At 42.3% G+C, this 24899-nt stretch carries 26 protein-coding genes; 5 read left to right on the forward strand and 21 right to left on the reverse strand.

Features of this window, described 5'->3' with window-relative positions:
• Window positions 1-110 precede the first annotated feature (110 nt).
• From hisIE to LCD34_RS07405, 8 genes are read right to left on the reverse strand one after another with little or no spacing between them, the layout of a single operon-like run.
• Window positions 111-740 (reverse strand): bifunctional phosphoribosyl-AMP cyclohydrolase/phosphoribosyl-ATP diphosphatase HisIE, encoded by a 630-nt coding sequence (gene hisIE / locus LCD34_RS07370; RefSeq protein ID WP_041091647.1) that lies wholly within the window; start codon window positions 738-740, stop codon window positions 111-113.
• The gene (hisF, locus tag LCD34_RS07375) at window positions 737-1495 is read right to left on the reverse strand and encodes an imidazole glycerol phosphate synthase subunit HisF (protein WP_035389615.1); all 759 of its coding nucleotides are present in this window, start codon (window positions 1493-1495) and stop codon (window positions 737-739) included. The genes hisIE and hisF overlap by 4 nt, the downstream gene beginning before the upstream one ends.
• The gene (hisA, locus tag LCD34_RS07380) at window positions 1492-2229 is read right to left on the reverse strand and encodes a 1-(5-phosphoribosyl)-5-[(5-phosphoribosylamino)methylideneamino]imidazole-4-carboxamide isomerase (RefSeq protein WP_224558733.1); all 738 of its coding nucleotides are present in this window, start codon (window positions 2227-2229) and stop codon (window positions 1492-1494) included. Before hisA ends, hisF begins: the two co-directional genes overlap by 4 nt.
• On the reverse strand, window positions 2226-2864 hold the full coding sequence (gene hisH / locus LCD34_RS07385; protein ID WP_224558734.1) for an imidazole glycerol phosphate synthase subunit HisH: 639 nt from the start codon (window positions 2862-2864) through the stop codon (window positions 2226-2228). The genes hisA and hisH overlap by 4 nt, the downstream gene beginning before the upstream one ends.
• Window positions 2864-3448, reverse strand: a complete 585-nt coding sequence (gene hisB, locus LCD34_RS07390; RefSeq protein ID WP_045033998.1) for an imidazoleglycerol-phosphate dehydratase HisB — start codon at window positions 3446-3448, stop codon at window positions 2864-2866. Before hisB ends, hisH begins: the two co-directional genes overlap by 1 nt.
• Window positions 3445-4734 (reverse strand): histidinol dehydrogenase, encoded by a 1290-nt coding sequence (gene hisD, locus LCD34_RS07395; protein WP_224558735.1) that lies wholly within the window; start codon window positions 4732-4734, stop codon window positions 3445-3447. Before hisD ends, hisB begins: the two co-directional genes overlap by 4 nt.
• On the reverse strand, window positions 4731-5378 hold the full coding sequence (hisG, locus tag LCD34_RS07400) for an ATP phosphoribosyltransferase (protein WP_007500071.1): 648 nt from the start codon (window positions 5376-5378) through the stop codon (window positions 4731-4733). Before hisG ends, hisD begins: the two co-directional genes overlap by 4 nt.
• Window positions 5371-6546, reverse strand: coding sequence for an ATP phosphoribosyltransferase regulatory subunit (locus LCD34_RS07405; RefSeq protein ID WP_017368113.1), 1176 nt, complete (start codon window positions 6544-6546; stop codon window positions 5371-5373). Before LCD34_RS07405 ends, hisG begins: the two co-directional genes overlap by 8 nt.
• Before the next feature lie 230 nt (window positions 6547-6776).
• Between LCD34_RS07405 and LCD34_RS07410 the strand changes: the two genes are divergently transcribed.
• Window positions 6777-7568: a C39 family peptidase gene (locus tag LCD34_RS07410; protein WP_224558736.1), complete on the forward strand. Its 792-nt coding sequence runs from the start codon at window positions 6777-6779 to the stop codon at window positions 7566-7568.
• A 31-nt stretch (window positions 7569-7599) separates the two neighbouring features.
• Here LCD34_RS07410 and LCD34_RS07415 read toward each other — a convergent pair whose 3' ends face one another.
• The 7 genes from LCD34_RS07415 to hprK form a co-directional block, all read right to left on the reverse strand.
• Complete coding sequence (locus LCD34_RS07415) at window positions 7600-8241, reverse strand: NAD(P)-dependent oxidoreductase (RefSeq protein WP_045033996.1); 642 nt, start codon at window positions 8239-8241, stop codon at window positions 7600-7602.
• Between the two features lie 87 nt (window positions 8242-8328).
• Complete coding sequence (locus tag LCD34_RS07420; protein WP_003213266.1) at window positions 8329-8757, reverse strand: Rrf2 family transcriptional regulator; 429 nt, start codon at window positions 8755-8757, stop codon at window positions 8329-8331.
• Between the two features lie 69 nt (window positions 8758-8826).
• A complete protein-coding gene (locus LCD34_RS07425; RefSeq protein ID WP_035701530.1) occupies window positions 8827-9345 on the reverse strand; it encodes an acyltransferase in 519 nt (172 codons plus the stop codon).
• Between the two features lies 1 nt (window position 9346).
• The gene (gene ppaX, locus LCD34_RS07430; RefSeq protein ID WP_017357895.1) at window positions 9347-9997 is read right to left on the reverse strand and encodes a pyrophosphatase PpaX; all 651 of its coding nucleotides are present in this window, start codon (window positions 9995-9997) and stop codon (window positions 9347-9349) included.
• On the reverse strand, window positions 9994-10938 hold the full coding sequence (locus LCD34_RS07435) for a nucleoside recognition domain-containing protein (RefSeq protein ID WP_165379152.1): 945 nt from the start codon (window positions 10936-10938) through the stop codon (window positions 9994-9996). The genes ppaX and LCD34_RS07435 overlap by 4 nt, the downstream gene beginning before the upstream one ends.
• Window positions 10939-10954: 16 nt before the next feature.
• Complete coding sequence (gene lgt, locus LCD34_RS07440) at window positions 10955-11779, reverse strand: prolipoprotein diacylglyceryl transferase (protein WP_046344550.1); 825 nt, start codon at window positions 11777-11779, stop codon at window positions 10955-10957.
• A gap of 11 nt (window positions 11780-11790) precedes the next feature.
• On the reverse strand, window positions 11791-12723 hold the full coding sequence (gene hprK, locus LCD34_RS07445) for an HPr(Ser) kinase/phosphatase (RefSeq protein WP_003212943.1): 933 nt from the start codon (window positions 12721-12723) through the stop codon (window positions 11791-11793).
• Window positions 12724-12899: 176 nt separating this feature from the next.
• Here hprK and nagA point away from each other — a divergent pair, with 176 nt between their 5' ends.
• Genes nagA through LCD34_RS07460 form a run of 3 tightly spaced genes read left to right on the forward strand, consistent with a single transcriptional unit; the run spans window position 12900 to window position 15559 of the window.
• Entirely contained in the window at window positions 12900-14090 is a 1191-nt protein-coding gene (gene nagA / locus LCD34_RS07450) for an N-acetylglucosamine-6-phosphate deacetylase (RefSeq protein ID WP_060781458.1), read from the forward strand.
• Window positions 14090-14815 carry a glucosamine-6-phosphate deaminase gene (nagB, locus tag LCD34_RS07455; protein ID WP_046527618.1) on the forward strand — a complete coding sequence of 242 codons (726 nt, stop codon included), beginning with the start codon at window positions 14090-14092 and terminating at the stop codon, window positions 14813-14815. The genes nagA and nagB overlap by 1 nt, the downstream gene beginning before the upstream one ends.
• Before the next feature lie 18 nt (window positions 14816-14833).
• The gene (locus tag LCD34_RS07460; protein ID WP_060781459.1) at window positions 14834-15559 is read left to right on the forward strand and encodes a GntR family transcriptional regulator; all 726 of its coding nucleotides are present in this window, start codon (window positions 14834-14836) and stop codon (window positions 15557-15559) included.
• A 27-nt stretch (window positions 15560-15586) separates the two neighbouring features.
• On the opposite strand, the gene LCD34_RS07465 is transcribed toward LCD34_RS07460, so the two are convergent.
• The 5 genes from LCD34_RS07465 to LCD34_RS07485 all read right to left on the reverse strand — a co-directional run bounded on the left by LCD34_RS07465 (window position 15587) and on the right by LCD34_RS07485 (window position 21562).
• A complete protein-coding gene (locus LCD34_RS07465; RefSeq protein WP_060781460.1) occupies window positions 15587-19441 on the reverse strand; it encodes a metallophosphoesterase in 3855 nt (1284 codons plus the stop codon).
• A gap of 94 nt (window positions 19442-19535) precedes the next feature.
• Window positions 19536-19922 carry a phage holin family protein gene (locus LCD34_RS07470; protein ID WP_007500042.1) on the reverse strand — a complete coding sequence of 129 codons (387 nt, stop codon included), beginning with the start codon at window positions 19920-19922 and terminating at the stop codon, window positions 19536-19538.
• Window positions 19923-20117 carry a PspC domain-containing protein gene (locus LCD34_RS07475; RefSeq protein ID WP_008348183.1) on the reverse strand — a complete coding sequence of 65 codons (195 nt, stop codon included), beginning with the start codon at window positions 20115-20117 and terminating at the stop codon, window positions 19923-19925. It abuts the gene before it with no gap.
• 6 nt (window positions 20118-20123) lie between these two features.
• The gene (locus tag LCD34_RS07480; RefSeq protein WP_007500040.1) at window positions 20124-21215 is read right to left on the reverse strand and encodes a DUF4097 family beta strand repeat-containing protein; all 1092 of its coding nucleotides are present in this window, start codon (window positions 21213-21215) and stop codon (window positions 20124-20126) included.
• Window positions 21216-21226: 11 nt separating this feature from the next.
• Complete coding sequence (locus LCD34_RS07485; RefSeq protein WP_008348186.1) at window positions 21227-21562, reverse strand: hypothetical protein; 336 nt, start codon at window positions 21560-21562, stop codon at window positions 21227-21229.
• Window positions 21563-21759: 197 nt separating this feature from the next.
• Here LCD34_RS07485 and LCD34_RS07490 point away from each other — a divergent pair, with 197 nt between their 5' ends.
• Complete coding sequence (locus LCD34_RS07490) at window positions 21760-21990, forward strand: hypothetical protein (RefSeq protein WP_008348188.1); 231 nt, start codon at window positions 21760-21762, stop codon at window positions 21988-21990.
• A 32-nt stretch (window positions 21991-22022) separates the two neighbouring features.
• Here the strand turns inward: LCD34_RS07490 and uvrA are convergent, their stop codons facing one another.
• The gene (gene uvrA, locus LCD34_RS07495; RefSeq protein ID WP_146270625.1) at window positions 22023-24899 is read right to left on the reverse strand and encodes an excinuclease ABC subunit UvrA; all 2877 of its coding nucleotides are present in this window, start codon (window positions 24897-24899) and stop codon (window positions 22023-22025) included.

The raw sequence follows: 24899 nt of genomic DNA on the forward strand, positions 1-24899 counted from the left end.
AGTGTACCGTGTGTAGTATAACATACTTCATGAGTCGTCACATAGAACAAAAGGAAAGGAAGGATTTGTTTTTCATTTAAAAGCAAAAAGCCGGGGATACCCCCAGCTTTTCATTCCCCTTGATGGCGCTTTTTCAATACCTTTAATACATCATCAAGAGGCAGCTGCTGTTCACGTAATAACACAAGAAGGTGATACAGAAGATCTGCTGTTTCCCATTTCAATTCTTCTTGATCACGGTTCTTCGCCGCAATGATCACTTCAGAAGCTTCTTCCCCTACCTTTTTCAGGATTTTGTCGACTCCTTTTTCAAATAGATAGGTCGTATAAGCTCCTTCTGGCATTTCCATCTGCCGTTTCGAAATGACCTGTTCCAGTTCATTTAAAATGGCAAAGCGGTCTTGTTCTCCCCTTGGCTGTTTCACGCCATCTTCTGAAAAACAGCTATAGCTGCCTGTATGGCAGGCTGGGCCGCTTGGTGTCACTAGAACAAGCAGGGCATCTTGATCACAGTCATAGCGAATAGATGTAACACGCTGGGTGTGTCCAGATGTAGCTCCTTTGTGCCAAAGCTCATTTCTCGATCTGCTAAAAAACCATGTTTCCCCTGTCTCTAATGTTTTTTCATAGGATTCTTGATTCATATACGCCAAAGTAAGAACTTCCTTGCTTTGAGCATCCTGTACAATGGCAGGAATGAGACCTGCATCATTAAAGATTAATTCGTTTGCCTGTTTCATCTTACCTTCACCCCGTGTTCTCTCAAATATGTCTTCACCTCTTGAATAGAGGTTTCTTTATAATGGAAAATAGAGGCTGCGAGTGCGGCATCAGCTTCACCTTTTGTAAAAGCCTCCAGCATATGCTGCGCATTGCCAGCACCTCCTGAAGCAATAACTGGCACTGTGACTGCTTCTGATACAAGCCTCGTCAAACGATGCTCAAATCCCGTTTTCTCACCATCGGCATCCATGCTAGTCAGCAAGATCTCGCCTGCTCCTCTTCGCACGGCTTCTTTCGCCCAGTCACTCACTTCTAAATCCGTTTGACGGCGTCCTCCGTGCGTATAGACCATGTATGCTTGTTTCTCTTCATCGTATTTCGCATCAATCGCAACAACGATACACTGTGAACCAAAAAAGTCGGCTCCTTCTGTTATTAGCTCCGGTCTTAAAACAGCCGCTGTGTTCACAGACACCTTGTCTGCCCCCGCTCTTAATATACGCTTCATATCATCAAGATGGTTAATCCCGCCGCCCACCGTGAACGGGATAGCGAGAGTGGATGCCACTTGTTTGACCACATCCACCATTGTTTTTCGGCCTTCATGAGAGGCAGATATATCAAGAAAGACGAGTTCATCCGCACCTTCCTCGTCATAGATCTGCGCTAATTCGACCGGATCACCAGCATCCTTCAACCCTAGAAATTGGATCCCTTTGACCACACGCCCTTCCTTTACATCAAGACATGGAATGATTCGTTTTGTCATCATATGCTGTCAAGCCCTTCAAACGCTTCTGCTAAAGTAAATTGCTTTGTGTACAGCGCCTTGCCAATGATGGCACCAGACACACCTGTCTGCTTTTGTGCTGACAGCTTTTGCAGATCACCTACTGCACTGACACCACCTGAGGCAATGACTTGTTTGCCAGTTGCTTCTGCTAATCGAACCGTACTTTCCACATTTGGACCAGACAGCATGCCATCCATTTGAATATCAGTGAAAATAAAGACCTCTGCGCCTTCCTTTGCCAGTTCCTTACCGAGTTCCTCCGCCTTCACTTCCGACGTTTCAAGCCAGCCTTCAGTCGATACAAAACCGTTTCGTGCATCAATGCCAATGGCAATTTTCTCTCCATATTGCGCCAGCATTTTTTTCACAAAAACCGGGTTTGACACCGCTGAACTGCCAAGAATGACTCTCGATACGCCATTGTTTAAATAAAATGCAACATCTTCTTCTGTCCGAATGCCGCCGCCAATTTGGACATTCACATCTAATGAGGAAGCAATCGATAGCACATGCTCGTGATTCACGCGTTTTCCTGCTTTTGCGCCATCTAAATCAACGAGATGTATCCATTTCGCTCCTTCATTTGCAAACCGTCTCGCCATGTCTAACGGTGAATCTCCATAAATGGTTTCTTGGTCATAGTCTCCTTGCACAAGTCGTACACATTTGCCATTTCTCATATCAATTGCTGGATATAATGTAAAATCACTCATTTGCTCACCCTCTGTTCGTTTGCTAATTGAATAAACTGTTTCAACAGTGCCATTCCTGTTGTACTGCTTTTTTCAGGGTGAAACTGCGTTCCAAACACATTCCCCTTCCCAACAACGGCAGGTACTTGAACACCATAGGGCGCACTTGCCAATAGGTCTTCTGGATTCATGCCGTTCACATAATAAGAGTGAACAAAGTATGCAAATCCTTCCGGCACACCGTCAAATAATGGTGACGGCTGGTGAAATGCTAGCTCGTTCCAGCCCATATGAGGCACCTTCAGCCTTTGTCCATCCTGATCACGATCCTTCAAAAGAACGACACGTCCTTTTAAAAGGCCTAGCCCTTTTGTTTTTCCTGCTTCTTCACTTTCTTCAAACAACAACTGCATGCCAAGGCAAATGCCAAATAACAGCTTTCCTTCCTGCACGACTTGGTGGATAAACGCCTCAAGTCCTGTCTGTCTTAACAGCTGCATCGCATCACGAAACGAACCGACGCCTGGCAAAATATACGCATCTGCCTTTTTCAGCTCCTCTACTTCAGAAGACACGATATAAGAAGCCCCTGCTCGTTCCAGTGCTTTTGATACGCTAAACAAATTTCCCATTCCATAGTCAATGACGCCAATCATTAGAGCATCCCCTTTGTCGACGGAATCCCTTTCACACGCGGATCAATGGTTGTTGCTTCATCTAAGGCGCGTGCCATCGCTTTAAAAATGGCTTCAATCATATGGTGGGTATTGGTTCCATAGTGAACGATCACATGAAGATTGATTCGTGCTTCAAGGGCAAATTTCCAAAGAAACTCATGAACCAGCTCCGTATCAAAGGTGCCGACCTTTTGACTCGGGAAATCAGCTCTCATTTCCAAATGAGGACGATTGCTTAAATCAACGACGACTTGGGCAAGTGTTTCATCCATTGGAACAAAACTAGAGCCGTAGCGCTTAATTCCTTTTTTATCCCCGAGCGCTTCTTTAAACATCTGTCCAAGCACAATGCCAATATCTTCTGTTGTGTGGTGATCATCGACATCTGTGTCTCCTTTTGCATTTACAGATAAGTTAAAGTGCCCATGCTTTGTGAATAAGTCGAGCATATGCGTCATAAAAGGGACATCTGTCTGAATATCCGCTTTTCCTTCACCATCTATCTCTAGCGCTAACGAAATGTTCGTTTCATTTGTCTGTCTCGCTGTTTCCGCCTGTCTCATTCTGATTCCTCCCGCTTTCTCGCTTCAATCGATCTTGCATGTGCTTCAAGCCCTTCTAATCTTGCAAAAGCCGCAATGCTTTCGCTATGTGTTTCAAAAGCTTCTTTGCTATATGAAATGATGCTCGTTTTCTTTTGGAAATCCGTGACGCCAAGCGGACTGGAGAATCTTGCTGTCCCGTTTGTTGGCAGCACATGGTTCGGTCCTGCGAAGTAATCCCCTACCGGCTCTGGGCTGTAACGCCCTAAGAAAATCGCTCCAGCATGCTTGATTTGACCAAGTAGTGATTCTGGATACGCCGTCAGCACTTCTAAATGCTCTGGGGCTAACTGGTTCACGATATCAACTGCACGATCCAAGGATTCTGTCACGTAAATATGGCCATAGTCTTGAATAGATTGTGCTGCGATTGATTTCCTTGGCAAAGTGTCCAGCTGCGCTTGCACCTCTGCTTGCACTGCTTCAGCCAATCCTTTAGATGGTGTCACCAAAATACTAGATGCCAATGCATCATGCTCTGCCTGTGAAAGCAAATCAGCTGCCACCTCATGTGCGGTTGCCGTTTCATCTGCTAAAACAGCAATTTCACTTGGGCCCGCAATCATATCAATGTCTACTTGACCAAATACTTCCCGTTTGGCAAGTGCTACATAAATGTTTCCTGGACCGGTGATTTTATCAACAGGCTGGATACTGTCCGTTCCATATGCAAGAGCAGCTATCGCCTGAGCACCACCCATTTTGTACATTTCTGAAATGCCCAGCTCCTTCGCTGCTACTAGTACAGCGTCAGACAGACGACCGTCTTTTCCTGGCGGTGTCACAAGAACAATTCGCTCAACGCCGGCTACAAGTGCCGGGATCACATTCATTAAAACAGATGATGGATAAGCGGCCGTTCCCCCTGGGACATATACACCGACCGCATCAAGCGGTGTTACTTTCTGACCTAGCATTGAGCCGTCCTTTTGGTGATAAAACCAAGAGGAGGTCAGCTGACGCTCGTGGTATGTTCGAATATTCTGGATCGCCGTTTGGATGATTTGGATCATCTCCGGGTCCAAACGTTCGTAGGCTTTTGTCTTTTCATCCTCCGTCACAAGTGACTGTTCAATAGAGACACCGTCAAATTGCTTCGTGAAAGACCGTACGGCTTCGTCACCATTTTTTCTCACTTCTTCGATAATTCGTTGAACAGCCAGTCGCTGCTCTTCCGTTCCTGTATCTAGAGAACGCTTGAGTGAGAGAGTGTCTGTCTCACCTTCTTGTATGTAGGTGATGTTCATGATGTTTCCTCCCCTTCTCCTTCGATGATTCTTGCCAGACGCTGCGCCATTTCATCGATTACCGCGTCCTTCATTCGATAGCTCACAGGATTGACAATAAAACGTGACGTAATGTCACAAATATGTTCCGTTTCGACAAGCCCATTTTCCTTAAGTGTTTGACCGGTGGAGACAATGTCAACAATTCGATCGGCAAGTCCGATGAGCGGTGCTAATTCAATGGAACCATTTAGCTTAATGATCTCCACCTGCTCACCTTGTTCTCTAAAATAAGAAGAAGCGACATTTGGGTACTTTGTGGCCACACGCGGCGCAACACCGCCCCAGCTGGCTCCCGGCAAGCCCGCTACAGCTAAATGACATTTGCTAATGTTTAAATCGAGCACTTCGTACACATCCCGTGCTTCTTCAAGCATGACGTCTTTCCCTGCAATGCCCACATCCGCTACACCGTGCTCTACATATGTCGTCACATCCATTGGCTTCGCTAAAATAAAGCGGAGATTTTCTTCCGGTACATCAATGATTAGTTTTCTTGAATCTTCGAATTCCTCCGGCAGCTGATATCCAGCCTGTCTTAATAGCCCTGCTGCTTCTTCAAATATCCGCCCCTTTGGCATTGCCATTGTCAACACTTTACCCATTTTGCTCTTCCTTTCTAGCGCCGATAAAATAAGTCACTTGTTCAAATGCCTTGGTCATGGCATCGATATTTTCAATACCTGCTAAGTCTTGGAGAACAATCCTTTTGCCCTTTGTCCGCTCTTTTTCTGCAAAATCAAATGCTTCAAGCCGTTGTTCTTTACTAAAAATCACAGCCTCTTGGGGCTCATTTATTTCTTTTGCGTCGAGTGCCTCAAGAAGACGGTCTAATCGAAGTCCGAATCCTGTAGCGGGTGCGGGTGCATCAAAGTGAGCAAGCAATTGATCATACCTTCCTCCACTTCCGATCACAGACCCAACATGATCTGCAAATACTTCAAACAAAATTCCCGTATAGTAGCTCATATGACTGACCATGCTTAAATCCAAACGGATATATTCTGTACAGCCGTAATCTTCAAGTGTCTCCCACAGCGCCTTTAACTCCGCCAGCACTTCTTTTCCCTCTTGTGAGACCACAATTTCTTCAGCCTGCTGGGTCACTTCTTGACCGCCGCGCAGCTCTAAAAGCTGGAGCAGCCTTGTTTTATCGATGGATGAGAGAGGCAATTGTTTGACATGCTGCCTGTAGCCCACATAATTCTTTTCATATAAAAATCGGCGCAATACGTTCGCCCGCTCCGTATTCCCTAGTACATCTAAAAACAAGGTCTCTGCCAAAGCCACATGCCCAATCGCAATTTTGAAGGATTGAAGTCCGGCATTTTTTAATGCAAACACAACAAGCGCTATGACTTCAGCATCTGCACTAATCGAACCATCACCGATCAATTCAATACCGACCTGCTCAAATTCAGAAGGTCTTCCGCCTTCTCTTTCCTGTGCCCGAAACACGTTAGCTGCATAACCGACTCGAAGCGGATACGCCTGTTCGTGAAGCTTTGAAGCCGCCACTCTCGCAATTGGTCCCGTCATATCAGGTCTAAGCACAAGGGTTTGACCATTTTGATCAAGAAGCTTAAACAGCTGCGTATCTGTAATCGCCGATTGAACACCGACTGTATCGTAAAATTCAAGCGTTGGCGTTTCCATTAAACGATAACCCCAACCATTCATGACCTCTGTTAAAGAATGCCTGACTCTTTTCTTCGTCTCATACAATCCTGGTAATGAATCTCGCATACCATATGGTTTTTCAAACATGAACATGTTCCGCACCTCCAACACATTAAAACAAAAAATTCCGAATCCTTTAGTTCGCTAATATGATAATATGCTAACAAAATAAAGTGATTAAATCAATCATTTTTATTTTCCCCTTTTTTTCCTTAATCATTTGTTCATATATTACATTAAAATGACACCTAATCCTTTTTGATCTCTTTGCTTTAGGAACATGCTATAATACTTAAAAATATTGAATAACACAGGAGATTACAGTGAAATTCATCCAGACATTAATCTTAACTTTGTTGTGCGCATGTCTTGTTTATTTCGGCTTTATTTTCATTTCACAATTCGACCAAGTCAAGAAAACAACGTCACCGCAAGAAGCCAAAGAAAAAGAAAATGATACCGCACTAGCAGCAGAAGAAACACGTTCTACGAAGAAAACAGAAACGACACATTCTAGTTTAAAAGGAAATAAAAAAGCCATGGACGTCATCCTCTTTAATCAAATGGATGCACCAAAGCTTTATAACGGATGCGAAGTCACGAGCTTAGCCATGCTTCTTCATTACAGCGGCTATGAGCATATAACGAAAAACGCATTGGCAAACGAGATTAAGCGTATCCCACTCAATTATGAGAATGGCTTAAAAGGAGACCCTCATGACGGGTTTGTAGGCGATATGGAGAATGGGCCAGGTCTTGGTGTGTACCATGAACCCATTTATCAGCTTGCGAAAAAATATGCAGGTAATCAAGCGGTGGACTTGACCGGCAAGCCAGTTAAAAAAGCCATTTACCAATCACTTGAAAAAGGTTATCCTGTCTGGGTCATTACAACTTCGACCTTTGCCAAAACAGATAACATTGAAACATGGAATACACCAAATGGAAAAATAGATATCAGCTTTAATATGCATAGCGTGGTCATCACTGGCTACGACAAAGATCATGTCTACTTAAATAACCCTTACGGAGAGAAGAATCAAAAAGTCGATCGTGAACAGTTTGAGGATTCTTGGAAACAGATGGGCAGCCAGGCGATTATCATTAAAGCATAAAACCCCGCTAAATAGCGGGGTTTTTATATTCTTATTCTGCTTCAGAAACCACAGTAAAACGTTCTCCAACATGAGCAGCTTGTTCTATCTCATCGACAAGTGCAACGGCGTAGTCAGCATAACTCACATAGCTGTCACCCTTTGAATTGACGATAAGATGGTCTTTGCCTTTCACATAAGCACCTGTCCGTTTGCCTGCTGGATTAAAGAAGGCTGCTGGACTTAAAAATGTCCATTTTAATCCTTCGGTCTTTTGAAGATCTATTAAATTTTCTCCTTGGTGTGAAGCAGTAGCAAAGTATTCCTTTGGAAACTCCGGTGTGTCCATCAGTCTAGTTGTTTTGGCCTCATCTACAAATAAACTTCCAGCACCTCCCACAACGATTAAACGCGTTTCTGGTGTCTCTTTCAAAAGATGAATGAGTTTTTTTCCTGCTTCTACATGAAGATGCTCTTGTCCTGCTGGTGCACCAAATGCGTTTACGATCACATCAAAACCTTTGACGTCTCCCGCCTCTAAGTGAAAAACATCCTTTTCTAAAACAGCTGCTGATGAATTGGTCACTTTTTGTGCATCTCGAACGATTGCCGTTACTTCGTGCCCTCTCGATTGAGCTTCTTTTAAAATGTGTTGTCCTGCTTTACCTGTTGCGCCAATGATTCCAATGTTCATGTAAATTCCTCCTACAATATATTGTTATTTTGATCACTTAAGTTGTAACCACAATAGTTACAACAGAGGTAAAAAAAATTGAATAGATCATCCAATTTTTTTGATTAAAACCTGCGTTAGTTCACTTAATTTGATCTCAGCAAGCACTTGCTCCATCGCACTCTGGGCACGGCACAAAATTAATTCTAGTACAGCTTGAATATTTGCACCGATCGGACAGTCAGGGTTTGGGCTTTCATGAATTTGAAACAACTCTCCCTCATCCACAACTTCAACCGCTTTATACACATCGAGCAGTGTGATGTCATCCTCACTTCGGTTCAATTGAGAACCGCCTTTGCCAAGACTCGTTGAGATTAGGCCTGCTTTTTTGAGCTTACTCATGATACGGCGAATCACCACTGGATTTGTATTGACACTTCCTGCGATATCCTCCGATGTCTGTAAAGAACCTTTTTCAAGTGATAGCAAGGCCAGAATATGGACAGCGACAGTAAATCTGCTGCTGATTTTCATGTTTTCTCACCTCTGTTGTAATCATTATAGTTACACCATGTTAGAATGTCAACAAAAAAGTCTGCCGAGCTACTCAGCAGACGAAGATTGACGTGCTTCCATTTCCTCTTTTGTATATATCATCCGCATTGGATTTCCTCCAACAAAGGAGCCTGCCGGAACATCTTTGTTCACAAGAGTTCCCGCCGATACAATCGCACCATCACCAATTGTCACTCCAGGTAGAATCGTTGAATTTGCTCCAATTAACACTTCATCACCAATATAGACTTCCCCAAGCCTATACTCTTTAATCAAATACTCATGGGACAGAATGGTTGTGTTATAGCCAATCACACTATTTCGACCGACAGTGATTTTCTCAGGAAACATGAGATCGACCATCACCATTAAAGCAAACGCCGTATCCTCACCGACTTTCATTCGAAGGAAGGTGCGATAAATCCAATTTTTCATTCCCATAAAAGGCGTATACCTTGCCAGTTGAATAAAGATAAAGTTTTTTACAACCTTGAGAAAGGGGACCGTTCGATAGACTTGTCTAAGCGAATTGACCCCTTTGACAGGATAACGATCTGTTTTTCTCAACTTAATCAGCTCCAACAATCGCCAAGAGATCACTCATTTTCTGCAGCATATAATCTGGGCGATGCTTTAACAGGGCTTCTTCTCCCTTAATAGACCAAGCAACACCTGCTGTTTTCGTCCCTGCCGCTTGACCAGATAAAATATCGTGATAATTATCACCAACCATGATCGCCTCATGCGGATCACTGCCGAGCTTGGATAATGCCAGTTGAACTGGTTCTGGATGCGGCTTTTCATTTTGTACATCATCAAGTGTGACAATGACCTCAAAAAATGGCTCCAACCCAGTCAGCTTTAATCCCATTAAGACCGTATCACGGATTTTTGTTGTCACAATACCAAGCTTAAACCCTCGATCCTGAAGAATTTTCAACGTATCTAACACCGTCTCGTACTCCGTCACAAGCAGATCATGCTGTTCATGATTAAACGTTCGATACATCTGGATCATATCATCTGTCAGATTCGGATCCATTGCAGAGAATGTATCAAATAATGATGGACCAATGAAATGAAGGATATCCTCACGGCTGTATTGACCAGGGTAATAATGATCAAGCGTATGCTGAAATGAAGCAATAATTAATTCATTTGTATTGATTAATGTGCCATCTAAATCAAATAGCACTGTGTTAATAGTTGATTGGTTCATATAGCTTCCTTTCTAACAGCTGCATGTTCCCGCCTCCGCCAAATATAGCTGATGGCAGCTGTCAATAAAATAGCAGAAATAAGGCGAATAAGAAGAAGCGGCCATACTGGAATACCTAATGGAATGAAAATGAGTGTATCTTCGACCACCGCATGACACGCCACAAGGAAAATGAAAGCAAGCGTTAAATCCTTTTTGCTGACACCGTCCTCTTCCACTGCCTTCATCATGACGCCTGCCCCGTAGGCAAGACCAATGGTTAAACCAGCCACCATCGTCATAGACGTATTTTCTTTCATTCCAAGCATTCTCGTAAAAGGAGACAGCCACTTAGACAGCGTATGGAGCCACCCTAAGTCTCTCATGAATTGAATGATGATCATGAGAGGAATGACAATACAAGCCAGCTGCAGCACACCAAGAACAGCTTTCTGTAAAGCAAGAAGTACGATCATATACCAGCTAGAAGGCACATCAGCCGACTGAGCAGCTGTCAGCAAACCATATTGCGCCGGCTCCTCGCCTCCCTGCCAAACGAGGTGAATGACAATTGCTGACACGACGGCAAGACTGATTCTGACTAGCAAAATGATAGACACCCGCAGCCCAACCTTCGCCGCCACTGTTGATTCGATGATCAAGTTGTGACAAAAAGAGAGCATGACCGCTAAAATGAACACTTCCTTCACAGGCAGCTCTAATGTCAAGATGGCTGCAATACCCGCATACAAGTTCAGCATATTTCCTAAAACAAGCGGAATGGCCGCTTCCCCTGAAAGACCAAACAGACCCATAAATGGACGGATGAATTGTATCATCCAATCCATCACAGGTGTATGCTGCAAGATACTAACGAGAATGGTAACCGGAAAAATGACTTTTCCAAGTGTCCAAGTTGTCGATAACCCTGCTTTCAAGCCGTTTTTCCATGTCTCACCCATCTCTTATCCCCCTTGCTTAATTTGATGAGTTGTTCTCTTTATACCGTATAGATGCATATCCCTTGATTCTTCTAAACACAATCAGCAAAACAGCCACTGCAAATATGGCAATCGAAATCATCTGTGCAATTCGAAGATGCTCAGTCAGCATTAAGCTGTCTGTTCTCATTCCTTCAATGAAGAAACGGCCGATTGAATACCAGATTAAATAAGACAAGAACATTTCGCCTCGACGCAATGATGTTCTACGTAATAAGATTAATATCAAAACGCCTGCAATATTCCATAATGATTCATATAAGAACGTAGGGTGATAGTAGGTCCCGTCAATGTACATCTGATTAATAATAAACTCAGGCAGGTGCAAATTTTCTAAAAAGGCTCTTGAAACAGCCTCACCATGCGCTTCCTGATTAATAAAGTTCCCCCAGCGCCCGATGGCTTGCCCTAGTAAAATACTAGGCGCTGCGACATCGGCGATTTTCCAAAAGGACACCTTTCTCACTTTAGTAAAGACAATCGCTGTCAGCACCGCCCCTATCAGTCCGCCATGTATGGCAATTCCACCATTCCAAATCTTGATGATTTCATTTGGGTGCTGCTGATAATAATCCCATTCAAAGGATACATAATAAATTCGTGCACAAATAATGGCGATAGGAATGGCAAATAAGATGAGATCAATAAACATATCTTTATTGATGCCTCTTTTTTCACACTCCCTTAATGCGAGCCAGAGTCCAAGCAGAGCTCCGACCCCAATAATCACACCATACCAATGAACCGAAATAGGTCCGAGCTGAAAAGCAATCGGATCAATTGGTTGAATTGCTTCATTCATATAGACAGCTCCTATTCATCCTGGCCATTGTCTTCAATGACATCGGCAAGTTTACTTGTAAATTGTTCCGCTGCATTATGTCCCATTCGTTTCAATCTGAAGTTCATAGCAGCTACCTCGATGATGACCGCTAAATTTCGTCCCGGACGTACAGGGATGGTCAGCTTTGGTACATCTGTATCGATGATCCGCATTTTTTCTTCCTCAAGTCCTAAACGGTCATACTGTTTGCCTTGTTCCCAAAGCTCAAGGTTCATAACAATCGTAATTCTCTTATAGCTTCTGACAGCGCCCGCTCCAAATAAGGTCATCACATTAATAATGCCTAATCCACGGATTTCTAGAAGGTGCTCAATCAGCTCTGGTGCGCTTCCAACTAACGTATCCTGATCCTCTTGCCTGATTTCCACGCAATCGTCTGCAACCAGCCTGTGTCCTCTCTTCACTAATTCTAAAGCCGTTTCACTTTTTCCTACGCCACTTTTTCCAATTAACAGTACACCTACACCATATACATCTACGAGTACGCCATGAATCGCAGTCGTTGGTGCAAGCTTGCTTTCTAAGAAGTTCGTTAATCGACTCGAAAGTCTTGTCGTTTTTAAGCTTGAGCGTAAAACCGGCACTCCATTTTCATTTGAAGCTTCGATCAATTCCTTTGGTACTTCACGATCTCGTGACAAAATGATGGCAGGGGTAATATCTGTACAAAGAGACATCATTCTCTGCTTTCGTTCGCGTTCTGGGAGCTGTTCAAAAAAAGAAAGCTCTGTCTTCCCTAAAAGTTGAACTCTTTCTTTTGGGTAATATGTAAAATATCCAGCCATTTCAATACCTGGTCTGGAAAGATCACTGATTGTAATGGGACGATTAATCCCTTCTTCCCCACTTACCAGTTCAAGATGAAATTGTTCCATTATGTCCTTCGTACGAACTTTCGGCACGCTTCTTCCTCCTTTTATCACAGGCGTTTCAGAAATACAGCTCTATTTTATCACTTTCAATGATGAACCCAAAACAGTATTTTATCCTGATCCTGTTTCAACACATTCACTGGTATAGACAACTATACTTAAAAAAGGTAAACTGAATCTAACGACGAGAATAAGGGGGCACAATCATGAGCAGTTCTTTATTGCTCTCCAATATTCATATTGTGACAAAGACAGAAATCATTGAAAACGGTTTTGTCGGTTTACGCGATGGCAAGATCGACTATATTTCAACATCACCGCCGACAGGAAATTATGAAAAAGTATATATTTCCCGGGAAAACTTTTATTTACTCCCCGGAATGATTGATATTCACATCCATGGGGGATATGGTGCAGATATGATGGATGCGACACCAGAAGCCATGAATACACTTGCTGATCACTTACCCGCAGAAGGAACGACAAGCTTTTTAGCAACAACCATTACACAAAATCATCAAGAGATTGAGCAAGCACTTAAAAATGTCGCACAGTGGAGACCCTATAATGAAAAGCAGGCTGGAAGTCAGGCACAATGTTTAGGCATTCATCTAGAAGGTCCTTTTATTTCTAAAGATAAAGCTGGTGCGCAGCCTGCTCAATGGATTACGCAGGCTAACCTTCCTCTTTTTGAGAAATGGCTGAGTGCATCTGATCAGCTGATTCGAATTGTCACTTTTGCACCTGAGGAAGATGATGATTTTGCATTTCTTTCCTTACTAAAAGAAAAAAATATCATTCCTTCTATTGGACATACAAATGCTCCTCATGACATGATTGAACTAGCAGCAAAGCACGGTGCGCGTCATGTCACGCATCTTTATAATGCGATGAGTTCATTTCAGCATCGTGAGCCCAATGTTGCAGGGGCTGCGCTTACAAACGAAAAGCTTTTGACTGAGCTGATTACAGATGGCATTCATTCACATCCTCTTTCCGTAAAGCTTGCGTATTTGGCAAAGGGAAGTGAACGTTTGATCATGATTACAGACTCAATGCGTGCAAAAGGACTTGGAGAGGGAACCTACGAATTTGGTGGGCAGACAGTGACAGTCAGCGGTGAAAAAGCATTGCTGGCAGATGGAACACTTGCAGGATCGATTTTACAAATGAAAGATGGGGTCAAACGTATGAGACAGATCACACAATGCGGATGGACAGAAATTGCTCAAATGACCTCAACAAATGCAGCCACTCAGCTCGGGATCGATCATCAGCTCGGTTCGATCGAAGTTGGAAAACTGGCAGACTTGGTCATTTGGGATGAAGCTGGCGAACTCATGATGACGATCTGCCATGGACAAATCGTTTATGAAAAAAAGGAGGCCACACACTGATGAACATCATCGAATTTGCAGATAAAGATCAATTAGGAAAAGCAGCAGCTGCTTTCATTGCACGTACCATTGAATCAAAAACAGATGCGGTTCTCGGTCTGGCAACTGGCGGTACACCAATTGACACTTATAAAGAGTTAATTCAGTTGCATCAAACAGAACAATTGTCTTTCAAACAAGCAAGAACAGTGAATCTGGATGAGTACGTGGGAATTGATCCAAATCATGAAAATAGTTATATGACTTACATGAAGCGACATTTATTTGACCATATTGATCTCCCGTCAGATCAATATTTCCTTCCCAATGGTGCTGCTTCTCACTTGGAAGAAGAGTGCTTAAGGTATGATCAGCTCATTGAAGATTTAGGGGGCATTGATCTTCAGCTACTTGGTATCGGACAAAATGGACATATCGGGTTTAATGAACCTGGTACTCCCTTTGACTCAAAGACGCATGTCGTTCAATTAGATGAACACACTCGTCAAGCCAATGCAAGATACTTTTCTTCTATTGATGAGGTGCCTACACATGCCATTACAATGGGAATTGCAAGCATTCTTTCAAGTAAAAAAATTCTCCTTCTCGCATCAGGAAAATCAAAAGCGGACGTGATACAATATTTAGAACGAACAGAGATTCACCCAGACTTCCCTGCATCTGCTCTGAAACTTCATGAAGATGTGACGATTTTTATTGATCGAGAAGCTGGTTCACTACGCTAAACACGAGAGGATTTTCACATGTTTATTGATAAGCAGTCACCTATCCCCATGTACCATCAGATTATGGAGAACTTGAAAAAGCAGATTGAGGATGGAACGTTAGCACCTGATACACTCATTCCTTCTGAAAGAGAATATGCCGAACGCTTTGGTATTAGCCGAATGACTGTCAGACAAGCCTTATCGAACCTTGTGAACGAAGGATATTTATACCGGCAAAAAGGAAAAGGAACATTTGTTAGCCGAAAGAAGTTTGAACAACCGCTTCAGGGCTTAACAAGCTTTACAGAAGATATGCGTCAACGTGGGTTCAAAGCTTCAAGTCAGTTGATTGATTTCAAAAAAGTCGCATGCCCAGAGCACTTGCTGCAATCATTACAGCTGTCGAACAGTGAAGATGTTTATGAATTAAAACGAATCCGCCTTGCAAACAATGAACCAATGGCTATTGAAACGAGTTATATACCTGAAAAATTTGCTGGCGAGCTCACAAAGGACCATTTAACTGGATCTTTATATGAATATATAGAAACGAACACAGGTCTAACCATTGCCCATGCCAAGCAGGAGCTTGAAGCCAATGTTGCTTCAAAGGAAGAAGCTGACCTGCTGTCTATTTCTTTAGGGGACCCTGTCCTCTCCATTGTAAGAACAACTTATTTTCAAAATGACCTTCCATTCGAGTATGTCATGTCCGTTTATAGAGGGGATCGATACAAACTCACTCACACAATGGAAAGATAAAACTGTGCTCCTGAAAGCACAGTTTTTTTATTTCCTAAGAAATGTTGATTGATCATCATTTTTTGTATGAATTTTCCATATAGGCGAAATCGCTTTCCCTTCGAAACGGTCTTTTGCTACAGTGTACCAATAATATTCTTGATTTGGCTTTAACCCTTTCCATTCAAAGCTTGCTTTTTTACCACTTTTCACACCTTTGACCTCTCCAAGAAGAACGTTTGTGTAGACATTCAATTCAAAATAATTGGTTTTAACGGATTTCATTTTAGGTGTTAAATCCACATCAATTGAAAATTCATCTTGATCTCCATACGTTTTTGGATCATAGAAATGTTCTTGATTCAAGTAGGGTGAATATGTGGTGAAATGAAGTTTATTTTTTTCTTGATCCGCAGTGATCAGCCGCATAAAACCTTGACCGCCTTCAGGACCTGACTGGTAATCTGCAAGGATTTGATATACTTTTCTGTCCACTTTTCCATCATGATCATCGTCAATCTCATCTACTTTTCGACTGGCTCCGTGGTAGTGGCCGCTAAATACTGCGACAATATTCGGGTGACGCTTTACCACTTGATGGAAGATCAAATCTCCAATTGGGCTTCGATTGCCGCTCACTAACAAATACTCATGGAAATTTAAAATGACAATTCGATCTGGATGTTCAGAAATGACTCGATTTAACCAGTCAATCTCATTTTGCTTGATCCCCCAGCCCATATACACCATCATATAATCATTGCCACCAGCAGAGATAAGATCATAATGACCTCGATTGTTTTGATAGGATTCACCGTAATACGGCTTGTCTTCAAAGCGTTTCGCTCCAAAATACCTCCCATATTCCCTATAATGGCCGTCTTTGTGCCTGACATCATGATTACCAGCTAATACACCGTAAGGAATATGATGCTTATCTAACACACGCATAAATGTATCGGCACGATTCCACTGCTTATCCTTTGAATCATCCACAATATCACCTGTATGGAACACATATTGAATATTTAATGGGTCCCTTTGATCTCTGATCCACTCGACCATTTTTTTGAAGATGTGAGGATAACTTCTGGCATAATATTGAGTATCAGACATCCACACCATCTTATAAGGCTTTAACGTCTTACTGACCTCATCTTGTACAAGCAAATCAAACGTTTGATTTTTCATATACTGTCTGACTGACAGCAGCCCTTTCAGGTAAAATTCCTTTTCATCCTTGGCAAAGTGATGAGTGATTTTATCCCACTTTTCTTGCTGATGATTCCAAGCGTACATCGTTACCTTTCTCCCTGATAATGAGCTTCCTTTCCATACAGCTTCGACAACATCCTTTTCACGTACATCGTGATGAACCTTGATTTGAAAGCGATGATAAGGAAAATGCTGTAGATCTTTCGTTTCCACTGATTTACCATCAGCAAATGCAATGCGATTTCTTTCTCGATCAGAAAAAATCATTTCCCCTGTTTCATTTAAATGTTTTGGCGGCTCTGTTTCCGCTGCATATTTGAAAATCTTCATGGACGGATGCAGCGATGTATATTGATAGGCACGGTAAAAGGAGTAATCTAACTGATCATTAGTAGGATCATTGGTTAGCACTGTTTGCTTAGATGATTCCATTTTTGTCCTATCTGACACTCTCTCTGGCGTCTCAGGGTGTTCATGTACCGTCTTAAAAACCTTTTTCAAAGTTGATTTGTTTCCAGCGGCATCTTTTGCTTTTATCTTCAATGTGTGCTCCCCAGGTTCTAATTCGCTAGAGGACGTCTGATAAGGCAAAGAGATCGGTTTTCCATCTAAATATGCCTTCATCTCCACTATGTCACTCCAACGATCCGTCACCTTTGCCTTTAACGTAAAGACGCCTTTATATTGGTCATTTGCCTGTATATTACTCTTGATTTTCGGACCCGTGTTATCGACTTTCACACGTACAGATTGAGATTCGTCTGCGGTTTTAGCCTGAACAACATGTACTCCTTCTTTCAGCCTTCTTGTATCCCACTGAATATAGCTTGAAGCATATGCTTGCTTCGGGATTTGAAACTGAAATGCTCTTACCTTCTTAGCGCTGCCACCGTCGCCCATTTTCCATTCCTCATGCTGGCTCGCATTTAGAGGCAGAATTTGAGTTCCATTCGATAAAATCATCTGGACATTTTTCAATTCAAAATCATCGTGATTTTCTCCAGGAAATCGGTCAAACGGCGATGACTTCGTCCCAGCATGGAATGATATCGTTTGTGGACCTGCCTTTTCTAAGTGTTTTTCTGGTATTGGTATTGTATAGGTGCGATACACTTTTGTCGAATCATCAAAAATGGAAAGTAAGTGCTTACCTATAGATACACCATTCTTAAAATATAAATTTGTCCCTTTGACATCAAATGCAAGATATGGATCTGCTTCAAGTGCAGGGAATACTTGTCGAATCGGTTTTCCATCTATCATTAATTGTATGCTTTTTTTCTGATCTGCTGTTGCTTTTAAGTGAAATACGCCAGAAACCGTATCTCCTTCTTCTACATTCAATCGAAGGCCGTGAGCTTTGCTTACTTGTTCCACATCAATTGTTTTTTTCATTGTCATTGCTTGATTTTCGCCGTCTGACGCTTCAATCTGATATTCCAATCGTTCTTTACCGATGAGCTCAGGTGAATAAATAATATGGTGAAACAGCCGATCATTATGATCCTTTTGAAGCAGCACCTCTTTAAAATCTTCATGACGATTGGTTCGATATCGCAATTTGACCGTTTTGACGGACTGATCATCCTGCACATCTGCTCTCATTTCAATGCCTTCAGTTGGTTTTATCGGTTGATTGTCTGTCATATCTTCGATCACAGGTTTATGAACATCTTGTGATATTTCTTTTTTTTCAGTTGGAACTTGTGCTTTTAACACTTTTCCGGGTGTCGGCTCTTCCTCCACTTTCGAGATCAGCTTCATTTGTGTCGTTCCATCCATTGGATACTTGAACAGTAACGATCTGTGCTCGCTAAACAATGAAGGCTTTAAACGATAGGATGCCGACGATACCTCTTCTCCTATATTTGTTGTGATAGAAACAAGGCGGGATTTAGAATTGGACAATCCTTTGCTCTCGATTACAGATAGATGCTCGCCCTCTTTTAAATGGCTTTTGTACATCGCATTAAAGTCCGCTACTGTTAAATGCTCCTGTCCTTTTTTTCTAAGCCAAAATACGTACGGTTTTCCAGGAGAAATGGTGATCGGACTTGTGTGGAATGAATATATATCATCCATCTCCACGCCTTGCGCTGGATTGCGATAGCGAAGCTGATAATGTCGAAGTGAAATGGGTGCATCTGTTGTGTTATACACCTCAATGAATTCAAAAGCATCCTTGCCTTTGCGGTTTTTTGAATTCACCACGATTTCTGTCATCAATAGCTCAGGAATTTGTGAGAGATCCTCTTCAAATCCGTTTAAGTGAACAGCTTGTTCGGTTGTTTTGATGACAGACTTCTGCGTCAGGAATTCTGTATAGTAATGAACTGTTGGATTCCACAATTGATCTGTCGGGATTTTTGCTGTAAATTCTGGTTTCATCCCCGGCAATCGTTCCATCGGGATCAATCGATATCCCAGTTCATCACTCTGTTTATAGTACAAGTTTGCAGACAAAATTTGCTCTGACTGACTAATAGATGCCCGAAATTGAAGATCACGGTTTTTTCCTTGAACTGGACGGACATCTACTTGAAATTGATCAAAGATAAAAGGTGAAAAGGGCTTATTTCGTATGTTCACTTGTGTTTGTGTCAAAGATCCTGCTGAAGCAGGCTGACTGAAACAAAAAAGAATGCTCAAAAAAAGCAAAAGAATGATTTGTCTGCTCACATTCACCATCGTGCACCGCCTCCCTTCGGATATTGTGTCTCCTGAAGACGGTTTTTATGACAGATGGAACGGGGAAACGATATAAATTCACACAAAAAAACCGTTAGCTTTTTTTCGCTAACGGTTCCACGATTCCTTTTTGTATGAGCAGATGGAAAATGGATAAAATGACAGCCATCCAAATGGCCGTTCCAAACCCATCAATGTTAAAACTATCTCCCATAAAGCTTGAGGTCATCATCAGTGTGATGGCATTAATGACAAAGAGGAACAATCCTAGTGAAAGTACTGTCACTGGCAGCGTTAAAATGATCAAAAACGGCTTCACTAAAATATTGAGCAAGGACAAAATAATACTTGCTACAATCGCTGCGCCAAAGCCTTCAATATACACACTACCAAGGCCTGGAAGAATGCCTGAATCAAAATATCCAGCAATGACGATTAAAAGTAATGCATTGACGAAAATACTTACGATCCATCTAAGCATTTAGTTAGTGCCTTCTTCCGGAACAACAAAATACCAGATGAAGTAGATCAAGAATATCGGCATAAATGCTGTCATAAATCCGATGATCACCGTTAAAATACGAAGCAGGGATGCATCGACACTTAAGTATTCAGCAAGTCCACCGACAACACCCGCTATTTTTTTATCTGTCGCTGAACGATAAAGCTTCTTCATGTAGAATCACTCCTTGTCTGATTGGTGCTTTACTTGGATTGAGCCTGTTTTTGTTTCTGCAAAAATGGATATATTGTGCTCCGCCTGTTGATTGGCTTTGATCATTTTCTCTTTTTGCAGCGTTTCATTTTTCTCTTTAATCATATTTGCATCAAGCAGCTCATGAGAGATCGACCCGAGATTGCTTTTCAGCTCCGCAGTCACTGCACAAGCACGCGGAATCTGAACGTCCACACTGCCTGTTGTCGTTTTTGCATAGATCGAACGGCATTTCTCATCTGACAGCTGAACAGCAATGTTCCCATTGAAGCTCTGTGCATCAATTGATTCACTTTTCCCGCGCAGGTCAATGAGCCCATTAATGGTTTCTACTTCAATCATACCACACTCGTGATCAGCCAGTTTGATTTGTCCATTTGCTGTTTCAATTCCGACTTTTTCTGCTTGTAAAGAGGCAAAAGAGACGACGCCATTTGTTGTTTTTGCAGCCAGTTCTTTTGTCTTTAGCTTTTCCCCGCGAATCGGTCCATTAAACAGTTTGACTTTGATCTTATCGTATTGGATACGTGGTACATACAGGGTGACATTGACCTTCATGGTCTTCTTTTCAGTTCGGATAAAAAATTTGTCCCCTTCAAGCCCGCAATCCAGATGTTGAAGAAATTGCTGTCTGGCCTGCTCTCCATCCTCTGCACGGTAAATTTTCGCATGACACTCTGCCCGAACATCCCCATCATCCCAAGGCATCAAATTGAGACTGCCGTTTGCCAATTGAATATCTAAATGAGATAGTGCCGCGTCTTTGAATTGAAAAATGTGTTCAACGTCGACGGACTGTCCAAAGTTCAAATCAAGATCGACATCTTTGACCTTTTTCACCGCCGAATCTAACCATCCAAACAGCTTTGCACCGAGGTTTTCAGTACCAGTTCCTTTATTCTCTGTGCCAGCTTTTTCTTCATGAAAGGTATGATCAGCCGTTGATTTTTCTAGTGAAATGGACTGATTTTCTTCTAATTTTTCAAGTAGCGTAATTGCTTCTTTTGCAGATAATGTCCCGTCTTCTACTAATTTTAAAATGCGTTCTTTTTCATTCATACAAAGCCCTCCTACGATTTGATGGATTGAAGCACTTTAATACCTTGAATGATATTCCAAATGACAGAGATCAAAAAGCCAATGGCGACTAAAAAGGACAAGATAAGTACGGTGAACACTGGAACGAGTGAGTCGCTTGCCTGTGTCGTCAATAAAAAGGGGATAGCTCCAAAAACCAGCAGCACACACGCTGCGACTGGCAAAACATGTGACCACAATGCACGCAGCGAATGCCGTTTCGTTTCCTTTTGATCCACTACAAAATATGCCACGATCGGCACAATAAACGGCATGAAAAATACACTAAAATAACAAATAGATGCAATGATCGACTGATCTCTGTTCATATATATTCGCTCCTTCATGATGAAAATTCCTTTCTAACTCATACGTTTATGGCGTATAAAAAGTTTCAAACTCATTCGATTTACATATGACCTTAGACACAAATTATTTCTTTTTGCACCTAAGTGTAGATTCTTCATGGATTACCCTTTAAAATATGTTGAAAAGATGGTGATTATCATTATAGGGGGTAATTATTTTGACAGATCATCATAATGCTAACCACACGGCACAAACGCTTTTAGACCTTATACAGAAACAGAAAAGCATGAACAGCGATATGATCAAGGAGCTAGAGGCCATTCATCCGTCTCATCCGAAGTATGGTGATATCCGTTATTTAAAAGTACTGCTCGATAGTAGCAGCACTCATATTTTAAAGGATTTAACGCACCTCAGTAACTTAATGCCAAAGGAAGATGTGCAATAAAAGGAAAACCCCTCTTTCCGAGGGGTTTTTCTTTATGAGGATGTCACACTTTCTGTTTCTTTGACTAACTGTTTCATTCGCTCACGATCACGCTCTAAAATCGGTTTTAAGTATCGACCGGTGTAAGAAGCTTCTTCTTTAGCAATGTGTTCAGGTGTTCCTGAAGCAATAATCGTTCCTCCACCAGCACCGCCTTCTGGTCCTAGATCAACAAGGTAATCGGCAGCCTTAATAATATCAAGGTTGTGCTCAATGACCAATACCGTATCCCCGTTTTCGACCAAGCGCTGGAGCACTTTTAACAACCTAGCAATATCATCCACATGAAGACCGGTTGTCGGTTCGTCTAAAATATACAAAGATCTTCCGTTTGAACGGCGGTGAAGCTCAGATGCCAATTTCACACGCTGCGCCTCTCCACCAGACAATGTCGTGGCAGGCTGCCCAAGTGTAATGTATCCTAATCCAACATCAAAGATTGTTTGCAGCTTCCGCTTAATTTTCGGGATATTCTCGAAAAATTGAAGTGCGTCCTCTACCGTCATTTCAAGAACATCGGAAATATTTTTCCCTTTATACGTGACCTCTAACGTCTCGCGGTTATAACGTTTCCCGTGACACACTTCACAAGGCACATATACATCAGGTAAAAAGTGCATTTCAATTTTAATAATGCCATCTCCACGACACGCTTCGCAGCGTCCACCTTTCACGTTAAAGCTGAATCGCCCTTTTTTATAGCCTCGTACCTTCGCTTCATTGGTTTGCGCAAACACATCCCGCACGTCATCAAATACACCTGTATACGTAGCAGGATTGGATCTTGGTGTACGGCCAATTGGAGATTGATCAATATCAATGACTTTGTCTAAGTGATCCATTCCTTTGATTTCTTTGTGCTGTCCTGGCTTAGCTTTTGCTCTGTGCAGTTTTTGGGCAAGGGATTTCAATAAAATTTCATTCACAAGTGTACTTTTCCCTGATCCTGACACACCCGTCACAGCGGTAAAGACACCTAAAGGAAACTTCGCATTCACGTTTTTAAGGTTGTTTTCTTTTGCCCCTTTAATTTCAATGAAGCGGCCGTCAGGCTTTCGTCTCTCAATCGGAAGCGGGATGAATTTCTCACCAGATAAATATTGTCCAGTCAACGATTTTGGGTCTTTCATGACTTCTTCTGGCGTTCCAGCTGAAATCACTTCTCCTCCATGAACCCCTGCTCCTGGTCCAATATCAATGAGATAATCAGCGGCAAGCATCGTATCTTCATCATGTTCTACAACAATCAGTGTGTTTCCGATATCACGCATGTTTTTCAATGTTCCAATCAACCGGTCATTATCCCGTTGATGCAGACCAATCGATGGTTCATCTAAAATATAAAGAACGCCTGTCAGTCTTGATCCGATTTGTGTCGCCAAACGAATCCGCTGCGCCTCCCCGCCTGATAATGTGCCAGCAGACCGGCTTAATGTCAGATAATCTAATCCGACATTATTTAAGAAGGATAAGCGCTCTTTGATTTCACGTAAAATGAGCTGGGCAATCTGCAAATCTTTCTCAGACAACTCAATTTTCTCATAGAAATCAAGGGCATCAGATACAGACAAATCGGTCATTTCTCCGATATGTTTGCCATTGATGAGAACCGCAAGCGTTTCTTTTTTCAGGCGATATCCTTTACAGGTCGGGCATGGCTGATTGGCCATATATTTTTCCATTTGCTCCCGAATATAATCGGAGCTCGTTTCCTTGTAGCGTCGTTCAATGTTACGAAGCACACCTTCAAACTCGATTTCATTTTCACGGACCTGGCCAAAATCATTTTCATATTTAAAATAAATCAGCTCAGAGCCGCTACCATATAAAATTTTATCAAATAAATGCGGCGGGATATCTTTTACCGGAATATCCATGTCAATTCCATAATGTGTACATACCGCCTCAAGAAGCTGCGGGTAATATTGTGAGCTTTGAGGCTCCCATGGGGCAATGGCATGCTGACGTAAAGTCAAATCCTTATTCGGAATCACAAGCTCTGGATCTACTTCTAGTTTAGAACCAAGCCCATCACAGCTTGGACAGGCACCGAAAGGGCTATTAAACGAGAACATTCTTGGCTCAAGTTCCCCAATAGAGAATCCGCAGTGCGGACAAGCATGATGCTCACTAAATAACAGCTCCTCTTGTCCAATCACATCAATCATCACACGACCTTCACCAAGTCGGAGTGCCGTTTCAAGAGAATCAGACAACCGTGCAGCCACGCCTTCTTTCACGACAATTCGATCAATCACCACTTCAATGGAATGCTTTTTATTCTTTTCAAGCTCGATCTCTTCTGACAGGTCCTCCATCTCGCCATCAACTCTGACTCGAACGTAGCCCTGCTTCCGAATTTGATCAAGTACTTTCACGTGAGTTCCCTTACGTCCAGATACAACCGGAGCAAGCACTTGTAGTTTCGTTCGTTCTGGATACTCTAAAATGCGGTCTGTCATTTGCTCAATCGTCTGTGATGTAATTTCGATCCCATGAATAGGACAAATCGGTTTTCCGACTCGAGCATATAATAGACGCAAGTAATCATAAATTTCTGTAACAGTCCCAACGGTTGATCGAGGGTTCCTACTTGTCGTTTTCTGGTCAATACTAATCGCTGGAGAAAGCCCTTCAATCGCATCTACATCTGGTTTGTCCATTTGACCGAGAAATTGACGTGCATAGGCTGACAGTGATTCAACATACCTACGCTGACCCTCTGCATAAATGGTATCGAAGGCAAGCGACGATTTTCCCGAACCAGATAAACCCGTAATGACCACTAGCTGATCGCGCGGGATATTGACATCAATATTTTTAAGGTTGTGGGCTCTTGCCCCTTTCACCTCTATTCGTTCCATAGCCAT

The organism is Bacillus sp. RAR_M1_44, from assembly GCF_020165935.1.
Taxonomy (GTDB): domain Bacteria; phylum Bacillota; class Bacilli; order Bacillales; family Bacillaceae; genus Bacillus; species Bacillus altitudinis.